The following is a 12,645-nucleotide window of genomic DNA, read 5'->3' as shown; positions in this document are numbered from 1 at the left end:
GCCCCGTCAGCTTTACGCTGCCCGGGGCGCGTAGTATTTTCTAGATCCGCATAAAGGAGCACTCTAACGCCGTTCCCCAAGGGGTCCAAACCCGCAACCCCCAACCGCTCTGGAGCCTTCTGGAATGCCCGAAAGCCAACACCACCGCCTGATCATCCTGGGATCCGGTCCGGCCGGCTATACCGCCGCCATCTACGCGGCCCGCGCCAACCTCGACCCGGTCGTGATCCAGGGCATGGAGCCCGGCGGGCAGCTCATGACCACCACCGACGTGGACAACTGGCCCGGGGAGCCTGAGGGGATCCAGGGCCCGGAGCTCATGGACCGGATGAAACGGCAGGCGGAGCGGTTCGACACCCGGATCATCTTCGATCACATCAGCGCCGCCGACCTGAACGAGCGTCCCTTCACTCTCAAGGGCGACCAGGGCACCTACACCTGCGACTCCCTGATCATCTCCACCGGGGCCTCCGCCCAGTACCTGGGCCTGCCCTCTGAGGAGGAGTTCAAGGGCAAGGGCGTTTCCGCCTGCGCCACCTGCGACGGCTTTTTCTACAAGGGCCAGAAGGTCATGGTGGTGGGTGGTGGCGACTCCGCCGTGGAGGAGGCCCTCTTCCTGGCCAACATCGCCGACCAGGTGACGGTGGTCCACCGCCGGGACGAGTTCCGCGCGGAGCGGATCATGCAGGAGAAGCTGTTCGAGAAGGACAACATCGAGGTGCTGTGGAACACCGAGCTCGACGAGGTGCTCGGTGACAACATGGGCGTCACCGGCGCGCGGGTCCGCAACAACCAGACCAGCGAGACCCAGGACCTGGACCTGCAGGGCGTGTTCGTCGCCATCGGCCACAAGCCCAATACGGACATGTTCGGCAGCGAACTGGACATGGACGCCGCCGGCTTCATCAACACCGCGCCCGACAGCACCGCCACCAACATCCCCGGGGTGTTCGCCTGCGGGGACGTCCAGGACAAGCACTTCCGGCAGGCGGTCACCGCCGCCGGCACCGGCTGCGCGGCGGCCATGGAGGCCGACAAATGGCTGGAGAAAAACACCTAGACGGCCAGACCGCCGAGCTCGATCCGGAGGAGCGGGCGGTCTTTCGCGAGGCTGTGGCGGACGTGGCCCCCCTGAGCACGGATCGGGCCGTCCCCGAGCGCCCCGCCCCGCCTCCGGTGGCCGCCCAGCGCGAGCGGGAGGCCGAGCAGGCACGCCTGGACCTGGCCACCGGCGCCGCCGACCCCGAGCCCGCCGAGACCGGGGAGGAGGTCTTCTGGTGCCGGGAGGGGCTGCAGCGCCGCGTACGCCGCCGTCTGCGCACCGGGCAGGTGCCCGTGGAGGGCGCCATCGACCTGCACGGCCTGCGGGTGGAGGAGGCCCGGGAATCCCTGGGCGCCTTCCTCCACCAGTCCCTGGCCCGCGGCCGGCGCTGCGTCCGGGTGGTGCACGGCAAGGGCCTGCGCTCCCCCGGGGGCGAGGGAGTGCTGCGCGGCAAGGTGCAGAGATGGCTGACCCGACGCGACGAGGTGCTGGCCTTCGCCTCCTGCACGCCCGTCGACGGCGGTACAGGGGCGGTCTACGTCCTGCTGAAGAAATGATGCAGGGAGGGGTTCGCCCCCTGTAGAGCCCGCTTCAGCGGGCTCCCACTCCCCTCCGGACCGCCTCAACCCGAACCGCTTACCCCCCGTTCCCCACGGAAATCACCTCGCGCACCACCGCGGTGGCGAAGCTCCCCGCCGGCAACCGAAAGCCGACCCACAGGCCTTCGGCGTCGGCCTCCACCGAACCGTCCAGGGGGATCACCCGCAGGGCCCGGCGGTGCGCCTTCACCTCCTCTGCCACCAGCCCTTCCAGAAGCTCCGGCTCCCCCGCCAGGACCCGGTCTTCCAGGGCAGCCGCCACCCCCTTGGGCCCGGCGCCGTCCACGCCGGGCAGGGGGCCGCTGGGGTGCAGGTCGCCGGTGCGCAGGCGTTCCGCCTCCACCGTGGGGTTCGTCACCACGAAGCCGCTGTTCACGTCCGGGAACACGGCGTATTCCCCATCCAGCAGGCGGTCCCAGCTGCCCTCCCCGATCCGCGTTGCCAGGATCCGGTTGAACAGGTAGCTCCGCGCCGCCGAGAGATAGAGCCCCCGCAGTCGACGGTCGGGGTGCTCCTCGCCCGCGAACAGGCGGCGCGCGCCGTCCAGGTTGCCCCCTCCCCGTCCGAAGCGCTGGGGACCGAAGTAGTTGGGTACACCCCGTTGAAGCACCCGCTCGAAGCGGGCTGCGGCCGCCTCACGGCCCGCCGGGGCCAGGTGCAGCCGCAATCGGAAGGCGTTGCCTTCGAGGGCGCCGCGCTTCAGCTTCTTCTGGGCCCGCTCCGCGGTTTCTACCACCCAGCTCGGCCCGGCCCATTGCCGGGGGTCGTCCGCTACTTTCCCCGCCGGCACGGTGAAATGCTGGACGGCCACGGCGTGGCGGTCCTTTAGGCCGGCGTAGCCGACGTCCCGGGGCCGGCAGCCGGCCAACCGGGCGAGGTCCTTGGCCACCCGATCGGTATTCACGCCGTTCTTGCGGACCCGGAGGAGGAAATGGTGGCCCTCCCCTTCCGGCTCGAAGGGCAGGATCTCCGTGACGCGGAAGTCCTTCGGCTCGAGGCGGAACCGGCCCGGGGGGCGGAAGCCGGGATGGGCCACGGGCCAGGGGTCGGCAGGCAGGGCCTCCGCGGGGGGTGCAGGGGTCACGAGGCGGGCAGCAGCAGCGCCACGGCCATGGCGGCGATGCCCTCGCCGCGCCCGGTCCAACCGAGGCGCTCGGTGGTGGTCGCCTTGACGTTGACGGCGCCGGGATCCACCCCCAGGTCGCCGGCCAGGTTGGCCTCCATGGCACCCACATAGGGCCCGAGCTTGGGCCGCTGGGCCACCACCGTGGCGTCCACGTTGCCCACCCGCCAGCCGCCCGCGGCCAGTTGGCCGGCCACGTCGCGGACGAACTCGCGGCTGTCCCGTCCGGCGTGAACGGCGTCGGTGTCCGGGTAGTGGCGCCCCAGGTCACCCAGACCGCCGGCCCCGAGGAGGGCGTCGCACACCGCGTGCAGAAGCACATCGGCGTCGCTGTGCCCAGCCAGACCGAGCTCGAAGGGGATGGTCACCCCGCCCAGGATGAGGGGACGGCCCTCCACGAGGGCGTGCACGTCGAAGCCCTGCCCCACCCGCATCACCGCGCCCCCAGGAAGAGCTCGGCCAGGGCCAGGTCCTCCGGCCGGGTGACCTTGAGGTTGTCCTCCCGGCCGGCCACCACCTGCACCGGGTAACCGACCCGCTCCAGCAGGCTGGCCTCGTCCGTGGCGGGCGCGGGCTGGGCCCGGGCCGCCTCCAGGGCTTCCTCCAGGATTCCGGCCGGGAACACCTGCGGGGTCTGGGCCCGCCACAGACCGGCGCGGTCCACGGTGGCCTCGATGCGGCCCTCCCCGTCCACCCGCTTCAGGGTATCCGCCACCGGCACCGCCAGGATGGCCCCGCCGGTCTCGCCTGCCGTGGCGATCACGGCGCGGACCTCCTCGGCGCGGATGCAGGGGCGCACGGCGTCATGGATCAAAACCAGGTCCTGCGTGGTCCGATGGGTCAAGGCCGCCAGGCCGTTGGCGACGGAATCCGCCCGTTCCTGGCCGCCCGGGGCCTCGCCGAGCAGCTTGGGGTGGGCACCCAGGCGTCCCCGCACCTCGGGCCAATAGGGATCGTCGGGACGGATCACCGGAAGCACCGCGTGGATCTCCTCCTGGTCCAGCAGCCGTTCCAGGGTGTGCTCCAGGATGGTGCGGCCGGCCAGCTCCAGGTACTGCTTGGGGCGCTCGCTGCCCATACGGCTGCCGATTCCGGCACCGGGCACGATCGCCCAAACGCGGCGTTTGTTGGTGTCAGGCAAGGAAATCCGTCCTGCTCCGGGTCGTGGCTATGGGACGGGGAGTATAGCCCATGGCCCGGCGGATCGCATTGTGCTTATGCGGTCGTTGCGGGAAAATGGGGGCTTTTTCCCGCCGGGCCCGTCCCGGTGGGCGGCGCCCCGTATCGTTGCGATCACCCCGAAACCTTCACCCAGCGGAACCGAATAACGTCCATGCACCGGTCCTGTGCCATTAGCCTGCCGCTTCCCGAATCGGGAAAAGCCACAACGTGGGGCAACCTGCAGGGGGGCTCCGCCGCCCTCGCCCTGCTCTCCGCCTACCGGGAGCACGACGGGGCGCTCCTGGTGGTTTGCCGGGACATACCGCAGATGCAGCGCTTCGCCGCGGAGCTGCGCTTCTACGGCGGTTCCGAGCTGGGCGGCCACGTCCACCTGTTTCCGCACGGCGAGACCCTGCCCTACGACACCTTCGCCCCCCACGCGGACTTGGTGAACCAGCGCCTGACCACCCTCTACCACCTCCACAACGGCGGCGGAGGGATCCTGCTGGCCCCCTGGGCCGCCCTCTCCCAGGCCCTGCCCCCCGCGGAGTTCCTGGACCGCTTCGCCCTGTGGATCCGGGTCGGGGACACGCTGGACCCGGTATCCTTCCGGGAGCGCCTGGACCGGGCCGGCTACCAGGCCGTCTCCCAGGTCAAGGAGCCCGGGGAGTTCGCCATTCGCGGCAGCATCGTGGACCTGTTCCCGGCGGGCACCGAGCAGCCCATCCGCATCGATCTGTTCGACGAGGAGATCGACAGCCTCCGCTATTTCGATCCGGAGACCCAGCTCACCACCGGCCAGGTGGAGGAGGTGCGGCTACTGCCCGCCCGCGAGGTGCCGCTGGACGACGAGGGCATCCAGCACTTCCGCAGCGCCTTCCGCGCACGATTCGAGGGCGATCCCCACAACATCCCCCTGTACCGGGACGTATCCCAGGGCCTGGCCCCCGGCGGCATCGAGTACTACCTGCCGCTGTTCTTCGAGCGCACCGCCACCCTTGCGGATTACCTGCCCCGCTCCGCGCTGGTGGCCCTGCCGTCCGGGCGGGAGGACATCGCCCGGGAATGGGACAGCGAGGTGCGGGAACGCTTCACCATCCGCTCCAAGGATCCCTTGCGGCCGGTGCTTCCCCCGGAGGAGCTGTTCCTGGACGCCGAGGCCGTGGAGGCCCGGCTGAGCCAGCTCACCCGGGTGGAGCTTTCCCCGGAGCCCGCCGGGGATCCGGGGCTCGATGCCCCAGTGGAGGCCCCGCACGCCTTCCCCGCCGCCCGCGAGCGCCACGCCGCCATCGATGAGCTGGCACGCTTCCTCGCCGAGCACGGCGACACCCCCACCCTGCTGGTGGCGGAGAGCGCCGGACGCCGGGAAACCCTGCGCGAGCTGCTCGGCGAGCGCCACCTGATCCCCCACGAGGTGGCGGACTGGGACGAATTCTGCTCCCGCTCGGACAACCTTGCCCTGACGGTGGGCAGCCTGGAGCACGGGCTGGTGCTGCGGGACCCGGCGGTGCGCGTGATCCCCGAGGCGCAGGTCTTCGGCGGCCGCGCCCCGCGCCCCGAGGCCCGCAAGCGCCAGCGTGATCCCGAGGCCGTGATCCGCAACCTGGGCGAGCTGGAGATCGGCAGTCCGGTGGTCCACGAGGACCACGGGGTGGGCCGCTATCAGGGCCTCACCCGGCTTCCCAGCGGCGAAGGCTACGACAGCGATTACCTGGTGCTGGAGTACGCCGGCGGCGACAAGCTCTACGTGCCGGTGGACGCCCTGGACCGCATCAGCCGCTACACCGGATCCGCGGAGGAGGAGGCGCCGCTGCACAAGCTGGGCGGCGACCAGTGGCGCCGCGCCAAGGCCCGGGCCAAGAAGAAGGCCCGCGACACCGCCGCCGAGCTGCTGGAGCTCTACGCCAAGCGGGCCGCCAAGGAGGGCTACGCCTTCCCCGCTCCCGACAGCGCCTACCACGAGTTCGCCGCCGACTTCCCCTTCGAGGAGACCCCCGACCAAGAGAAGGCCATCGAGGAGGTGCTGGGCTCCATGCAGGCCCTTCAGCCCATGGACCGGCTGGTATGCGGCGACGTGGGCTTCGGCAAGACCGAGGTGGCCATGCGCGCCGCCTTCCTGGCGGTGCAGGCGGGCAAGCAGGTGCTCCTGCTCACCCCCACCACCCTGCTCGCCCAGCAGCACCACGACAGCCTGCGCGACCGCTTCGCCAACCACCCGGTGCGCATCGAGCTGCTTTCGCGCATGCAGTCGACCAAAGAGGTCAACCAGGCGCTGGAGGGGATCCGGGAAGGCAAGGTGGACATCGCCGTGGGCACCCATCGGCTGCTGCAGAAGGACGTGCGCTTCAACGACCTGGGCCTGGTGGTCCTGGACGAGGAGCACCGCTTCGGCGTGCGCCAGAAGGAGCGCCTCAAGCGCTGGCGCGCCGAGGTGGACATGCTGACCCTCACCGCCACGCCCATCCCGCGCACCCTCAACCAGACCATGGCGGGCATCCGCGACATCTCCATCATCGCCACCCCGCCTGACGAGCGCCTGGCGGTGCGGACCTTCGTCTCCGAGTGGGACGAGGGCCTGATCCGCGAGGCCATCCTGCGCGAGATCCGGCGCGGCGGGCAGGTGTACTTCCTGCACAACGAGGTGCGCACCATCGAGCGCACCCGGGAACAGCTGGAGAAGCTGGTGCCCGAGGCCACCATGCGCGTGGCCCACGGCCAGCTGCGCGAGCGCGAGCTCGAAGACGTCATGTCCGACTTCTACCACCAGCGCTTCAACGTGCTGGTGACCACCACCATCATCGAGTCGGGCATCGACATCCCCAGCGCCAACACCATCATTATCAACCGCGCCGACCGCTTCGGGCTCGCCCAGCTGCACCAGCTGCGCGGCCGCGTGGGCCGCTCCAGCCACCGCGCCTACGCCTATCTCCTGGTGAACAGCCGCCAGGGGCTCACCGCCGACGCCGAGAAGCGCCTGGAGACCATCGAGTCCCTGGAGGACCTCGGCGTGGGCTTCCTGATCGCCAACCACGACCTGGAGATCCGCGGCGCTGGCGAGATCCTCGGCGAGGAGCAGAGCGGCCACATCGACGCCGTGGGCTTCGAGACCTACGTGGAGCTACTGAACGAGGCCATCGAGGACCTCAAGGCGGGCCGCGGCGTGGACGTGGACACGGAGCTGGAGGAAGAGGACCACGGCATCCAGGTGAACCTCCATCTCCCCACCCTGATCCCCGAGGATTATCTGCCCGACGTCCACGAGCGTCTGGTCCTCTACAAGCGCATCGCCTCGGCCCCCGACCGCGAGACGCTGCAGGCCCTGCGCGAGGAGGTCGTGGACCGCTTCGGGCGGCTGCCCGATTCCACCAGCCACCTCCTGGAGGTGGCCCAGCTCAAGCTCCAGGCCCGCTCCCTTGGCATCGAGCGCCTGGAAGCGGGCCCCGTGGGGGGCCGGGTGGTGTTCTCCCACCGGCCCCGGGTGGGCCCGGAACGCCTGGTGTCCCTGCTGCAGGAGGATCCCCAGCGCTACGCCCTGCACGGCGACCGCGAGCTGCGCGTCAAGGCGGACTGGAGCGAGTCTTCCGCGCGCATCGAGGGCGTGCGTCAGCTCCTGGCCCTCCTGGCCAGCGACCACGCGGCCCCGGAGACCCCGACGACGGCCTCGCAGACGGACTGATCCCTCCCCCCAAACCCCATTCCAGGAGCCCTACATGGCCCAGCATGCCTACCGGATCAACGCCTTCTCCGCAGCGCCCGGGTCCGATCCCGGCGCCGCTTTGCAGGGCCTCGACCGGCTCGCCGACCCGGTCGACACCCTGCGGTTCGGGGACTTCCACCTGGCGGTGGCCACCGTGGAGGGCCTTCCGGACCCCACCGGGGAGGCGCTTGACCGGACCCTGGGCGAGGCCGTGGCAGACTCCGGCACGGCCTACGGCTGGCGCGCCGCCCTCGAGGGGGATCGTTCCTACCGAGCGGTAGCCCTGGGCCGGGACCTGGACGGGGCCCGGCTGGGGGAGGTGGCGGAGGCCCTGAACGGGCAGGGCTTGGTTATCACCGGCCTGCGTACCCTCTCGGAAAGCTTCGCCGCCGTGGAGCTGACCGTCGCCGGCCCCGCCGCCGAACCCCACCAGCTAACCCGGGCCCTGCGCCCCGCCGCGGAGGAGGCGGGGGTGGACCTGGCGGTGCTGCCGCCCCGGAAGGAGGAGGCGGTGCCCGGCCTGCTGATGATGGACATGGACTCCACCCTGCTGGCCGTGGAGTGCATCGACGAGATCGCCGAGCACGCCGGCGTCAAGGAACAGGTGGCGGCCATTACCGAGCGGGCCATGAACGGCGAGCTGGACTTCAAGGGCAGCCTGGTGGAACGGGTCAAGATGCTGGAGGGGCTGCCCGAAGATGTGCTGGAATCGGTGTACCGGGAGAGGATTGTGGCCAACCCCGGCGCCCGGCGCCTGGTGGAGGCCGCCCGGGGAATGGGGGTCCGGGTGGCCGTGGTGTCCGGCGGGTTCACCTTCTTCACCGACCGCCTGAAGGACGAGCTCCAGCTGGATTTCACCGACGCCAACGTGCTGGAGGTATCGGAGGGCCAACTGACCGGGCGAGTTCTGGGGGACATCGTGGATGGCGAGCGCAAGGCCGCCAATCTCCGCGCCCTCCGGGACCGGCTGGGCCTTGCGCGGGACCAGCTTATCGTCATGGGGGATGGCGCCAACGACCTTCCCATGATCGCCGAGGCGGGCCTGGGCCTGGCTTTCCACGCCAAGCCCAAGGTGCGGGAACGGGCCCCCTACAACCTCATCCACAGCTCCCTGGACGGGGCCCTGTATCTATTGGGGCTCACCGACGCGCAAATCGACGGGCTCCTCCAGCCTGCGGAAACCTGACCAATCCCTGCGGGAGGGATCGCCTTGCCGCCCACGCTCCGGGTCCTGTACGCCGCCCTCGCCCTGCTCCTGGCAGGCGCCCTGCCACTGCTCCCCACCTCCGCCCTGGCGCAGCAGGCCCCCGAGCTTCCCCAGCTCCGGGCCCCCAACGGGCCGTCGGGGGCGCTGCAGGAGCGCATCCAGATCCTGCGGGAGCAGAACGGTCAGCTGCGCCGCCAGGTGCAGGAGCTCCGCGAGCGCACCACGCGGCTGGAAAGCGACCTGTCCCATATCCGCGAGCAGACGGGGACCCGCGTCGAGGGCCTCGACCAACGCCTCGCCGACGAGACCTCCAGCCTGGAATCCACCCTGGCCCTCTACATGCGGGTGGGGACCTTCGTGCTCATCCTGCTCGGCGTGTTCGGCTTCGGCTACATCCACACCATGCTGCGCGACATCATCGAGCGGGCCACCAGCAGCCACCTGCGCAGCGAGGAGTTCAGCAGGAGCCTGTCGGAGAAGGTGGAGCAGGTGGCCCAGGAGGCGCGCGAGTCCATCCTGGAGGAAAACAAGGAGGAGACGCGCCGCCTCACCCGCAAGCTCATCGACGAGTTCCTCACCGAGGAGCGGTCCCGGATCGAGCAGGCCGTGGAGGAGGAGCAGAACGCCCTGAAGAAGCTGCGCGAGGAGCACCTCGACCTGCAGTCGCCGGTTTCCCCCGAGGCGGGGGCCTACCTGGAGACGGTGGCCACGGCCGTCAGCGACCGCAGCCTGGACCTGCTCACCGACGACGAACTCTACTACGCCATGCTGGAAGCGGACAGCAAGTCCAACTACGCGGAAGCGGAGCGCTACGCCCGTGAGCTTCTGCGCCGCCATCCCAGCACCGCCGACAGCCTCTCCAACCTGGCCTGGATCCTGGAGCACACCGGTCGCGTGGAAGAGGCGGAGGCCCACTACAAGCGGGCCCTGGAGGCGGGCCCCGCGCGCGCCGATATTGCCCGCTATTACGCCCACCTGCTGGAATCCCTGGACCGACCGGAGGAGGCCCAGCAGGTCCTTGGCCACGCCCTGGAGCAGTCCCCCGGCGACCCGGGCGCCCTCCGGCAGTACGCCAATCTGCTGGCGCGCCGCCAGCAGCCCGAGGAGGCCGAGCGCCTCCTGCGGGAAGGGCTGGAGGCCAATCCCGAGGACCCGCCCCTGCTGAGCGCCTATGCCCGGCTGCTCTGGGCGCTGGGAAGGTGGGACGAGGCCGGCGAGCGTTACCGCCAGGCCCTCCAGGTCCAGCCCAATGATCCGGCCCTGCTCGGCGAGGTGGCCGAGATGGAGCTCGAACGTGGTAACCTCGAGCGAGCGGTTCACGACGTCAGCGCCCTGCTTGAGCAAGCCCCCGACTCCGTGGACGGCATGATGCTCCGCGGTCGGATCAACCTACAGGCCGGCCGCTTCAACGAGGCGGAAACCGATTTCCGCCAAGCCCTGGCCCAGAAGGAGGACCGACCGGGGCCCCGGTTCTCCCTCGGCCTCGCGCTCCTCGGCCAGGGCCGGCATGCCGAGGCAACGGAGGTGTACAATCGGGCCCTGCACCTTGCCGGGGACCCGGAGACCGTGCGCAGCCGGGGCGTGGAGCCCTTGCGCGCCCTTTCCGGGACGCACCAAATCCCTGAGGCGGAACCGTTCCTGGAATGGCTGGAGGGCGCCGCCCACCCGGCGGCGGACACCGAATCGGAAGAGAGCGAGGCGAGCGAACAGTGAGGCACTTTGTCCTGACGATGCTGGCGGGGGCCGCGGTCCTGGTAACGGGACCGGCCGGGGCGGTGGCCGAGGATCCCTCGGATCAGGAGGAGTCCCCCTACGTGGTCCGCCTCCTGCTGTTCCAGCATCAGGACTACTGGGACGATCCGGCGCTCGCCTCCCCCCCGCGTGGGGACAAGCTGGAGCTTCGTGCCGACGGGATCGGTTCGGCCGAGGTGCCCGCCGACCAAAACCCCATGGCGGCCCTATGGGAGCGGCTGCGCCGCGCCGGTGACTATCGACCCCTGGCCCAAGGCACGCTCACGGCCCCCGCGGTCCCCGAGGAGGAGGCCGCGCCCGTGATCCTCGATGAGTCCTGGCCGGCCAGCATCCGGCCGGGCTTCGCCGCCCTGGACGGCGTGGCCGACCGGCCTGTTCGGGCCCTCCTCGGCGGTGACCCCACGAACGGGAACGGGACCGCCAGCTGGGTCGCCGATCGCCTTCGCGGCTCCCTGACCTTCCACAAGGGCCGCTACGCGCACCTCGCCGTGGAACTGGCCTTCACCGAGCGCCGCCGCTGGATGCCCTGGGGGGTGGATACCCGCCATTACTTCCTGCGCCAAAGCCGCCGCCTGCTGCCCGACCGGTACTACTACTTCGACCATCCCCGCTTCGGGCTCATCGCCCACATCGAGCAGCTGGAGTAAGCGCCCGGGCAGGGCTCCGGCGTCCGGCTCCTTGCGACAGGACAAAAAAAGACCCGCCGTTGCCGGCGGGTCTTTGCACCGCGAAGGTCGACCTTAGTAGGTCATCACGCAGGTGTCTTCGTCCATCGCCTGGGTGATGACGTAGGCGCCGCCCACGATCTCCTCGACCTCGGGGATCAGGCCGTCCTTGTCGACGCCCAGCAGATCCAGGGTGGGAGTGCAGGCCATGAACTTCACGCCGGCCTCGTGGGCGTCCTTGATGAAGTCATAGACGGTCTTGTCGCTGCCTTCCTGAACGACGAGGTTCTCGGCCACGCCCTTCTTGGCCAGCTCGCCGGCGCCGCCGGTCATGACGACCTCCACCTCGAACTCCATGGCCGCGGCCACGGTGGCCTGGAAGAACGGCGCACCCAGCTCGGACCCGTGGCGCGGGTCCGTGTTCACCATAACCATCAGCAGCTTTTCCATGAGGCCCTCCTCCTGGCGCTCGTGCGAATGCGGTCGCCTGTTCGTCTGGGGTATTTAAGAATTGTGGGATAATTCCATAAGCGAACTGCAGGGGCAAACAGGATCTTTGATCTACCCATAAATCAGCCCCGTCACCCCGTTCCTCTCCGGGGATCCCGGACGGCACCCTAGCAGGCCGCGGCCCCCCTTTGACCCCGATGGCACACGTGGGTTTCCCGGCCCCCGGTTTGCCCCTCAACACGCCCAACCCCTATACTTCCGCGATGGAATTGACCCTGATTCAGAAGATCGTCATCTGGGCGCCGCCGGTGCTGCTCGCCATCACCCTGCACGAGGTGGCCCACGGGTGGGTCGCGCGGTTGTTCGGGGACGATACGGCCTACGTCATGGGCCGCCTCACGCTCAATCCGCTCCGGCACGTGGACCCCATCGGCACCGTAGCCCTGCCGGCGTTCCTCGTGCTCCTGGGCTCGCCGTTCATCTTCGGCTGGGCCAAGCCGGTGCCGGTGGCCTTCGGCAACCTGCGCAACCCCAAGCAGGACATGGTCTATGTGGCCCTCGCGGGTCCCATGGCCAATCTGGGCATGGCCCTGGTGTGGACCGTGGTGACGGCGGTAGGGCTGGCCATGCTGCCGGACATGGCCTACCTCGGGGAGCCCCTCATGCTCATGGGCGCGGCGGGCATCCTGATCAATACCGTGCTCATGATCCTGAACCTGGTGCCCATCCCGCCCCTGGACGGCGGGCGGGTGGCGGCGGGCCTGCTGCCCCATCCGGCGAGCAACTGGGTCTCCTACCTGGAGCCCTTCGGCCTGCCCATCCTGCTGGTGCTGCTGTTCACCGGCACCCTGGGCCTGGTCATCGGCGGGCCCATCTTCTACGTTTCCGATTCCCTCATGGGCCTCGCGGGCATGGACCTGCGGACCCTGCTGCAATTCCTTTCATAACG

General features: G+C 70.0%; 11 protein-coding genes. 7 read left to right on the top strand and 4 right to left on the bottom strand.

The features are described 5' to 3' along the window. Positions 1-124 precede the first annotated feature (124 nt). Both trxB and AN478_RS07770 read left to right on the top strand, forming a co-directional pair. Positions 125-1,060, top strand: coding sequence for a thioredoxin-disulfide reductase (trxB, locus tag AN478_RS07775; protein WP_054966049.1), 936 nt, complete (start codon positions 125-127; stop codon positions 1,058-1,060). Further along, entirely contained in the window at positions 1,039-1,599 is a 561-nt protein-coding gene (locus AN478_RS07770; RefSeq protein WP_054966048.1) for a Smr/MutS family protein, read from the top strand. The genes trxB and AN478_RS07770 overlap by 22 nt, the downstream gene beginning before the upstream one ends. 79 nt (positions 1,600-1,678) lie before the next feature. On the opposite strand, the gene truD is transcribed toward AN478_RS07770, so the two are convergent. The 3 genes from truD to ispD are packed head-to-tail and all read right to left on the bottom strand — an operon-like array spanning position 1,679 to position 3,905. Further along, the gene (gene truD, locus AN478_RS07765; protein ID WP_176758743.1) at positions 1,679-2,725 is read right to left on the bottom strand and encodes a tRNA pseudouridine(13) synthase TruD; all 1,047 of its coding nucleotides are present in this window, start codon (positions 2,723-2,725) and stop codon (positions 1,679-1,681) included. Continuing rightward, complete coding sequence (gene ispF / locus AN478_RS07760; protein ID WP_054966046.1) at positions 2,722-3,198, bottom strand: 2-C-methyl-D-erythritol 2,4-cyclodiphosphate synthase; 477 nt, start codon at positions 3,196-3,198, stop codon at positions 2,722-2,724. The genes truD and ispF overlap by 4 nt, the downstream gene beginning before the upstream one ends. Continuing rightward, positions 3,198-3,905, bottom strand: a complete 708-nt coding sequence (ispD, locus tag AN478_RS07755; RefSeq protein ID WP_054966045.1) for a 2-C-methyl-D-erythritol 4-phosphate cytidylyltransferase — start codon at positions 3,903-3,905, stop codon at positions 3,198-3,200. Before ispD ends, ispF begins: the two co-directional genes overlap by 1 nt. A 192-nt stretch (positions 3,906-4,097) precedes the next feature. Here ispD and mfd point away from each other — a divergent pair, with 192 nt between their 5' ends. The 4 genes from mfd to AN478_RS07735 are packed head-to-tail and all read left to right on the top strand — an operon-like array spanning position 4,098 to position 11,228. Then, the gene (gene mfd, locus AN478_RS07750; RefSeq protein ID WP_054966044.1) at positions 4,098-7,601 is read left to right on the top strand and encodes a transcription-repair coupling factor; all 3,504 of its coding nucleotides are present in this window, start codon (positions 4,098-4,100) and stop codon (positions 7,599-7,601) included. A gap of 34 nt (positions 7,602-7,635) precedes the next feature. Further along, positions 7,636-8,808, top strand: coding sequence for a phosphoserine phosphatase SerB (serB, locus tag AN478_RS07745; protein WP_054966043.1), 1,173 nt, complete (start codon positions 7,636-7,638; stop codon positions 8,806-8,808). Between the two features lie 24 nt (positions 8,809-8,832). Continuing rightward, positions 8,833-10,542: a tetratricopeptide repeat protein gene (locus AN478_RS07740; protein WP_054966042.1), complete on the top strand. Its 1,710-nt coding sequence runs from the start codon at positions 8,833-8,835 to the stop codon at positions 10,540-10,542. Further along, positions 10,539-11,228 (top strand): CsiV family protein, encoded by a 690-nt coding sequence (locus tag AN478_RS07735; RefSeq protein WP_176758741.1) that lies wholly within the window; start codon positions 10,539-10,541, stop codon positions 11,226-11,228. Before AN478_RS07740 ends, AN478_RS07735 begins: the two co-directional genes overlap by 4 nt. Before the next feature lie 93 nt (positions 11,229-11,321). Here AN478_RS07735 and AN478_RS07730 read toward each other — a convergent pair whose 3' ends face one another. Further along, on the bottom strand, positions 11,322-11,696 hold the full coding sequence (locus tag AN478_RS07730; protein WP_054966040.1) for a DsrE/DsrF/DrsH-like family protein: 375 nt from the start codon (positions 11,694-11,696) through the stop codon (positions 11,322-11,324). A 263-nt stretch (positions 11,697-11,959) separates the two neighbouring features. Here AN478_RS07730 and AN478_RS07725 point away from each other — a divergent pair, with 263 nt between their 5' ends. Further along, positions 11,960-12,643: a site-2 protease family protein gene (locus AN478_RS07725; RefSeq protein WP_054966373.1), complete on the top strand. Its 684-nt coding sequence runs from the start codon at positions 11,960-11,962 to the stop codon at positions 12,641-12,643. Positions 12,644-12,645: the final 2 nt, after the last annotated feature.

The sequence above is a fragment of the Thiohalorhabdus denitrificans genome (genome assembly GCF_001399755.1).
Classification (GTDB): Bacteria; Pseudomonadota; Gammaproteobacteria; order Thiohalorhabdales; family Thiohalorhabdaceae; genus Thiohalorhabdus; species Thiohalorhabdus denitrificans.
Note: the sequence above shows the minus strand (reverse complement) of the source record. Positions and strands in the feature narration are given on the sequence as shown.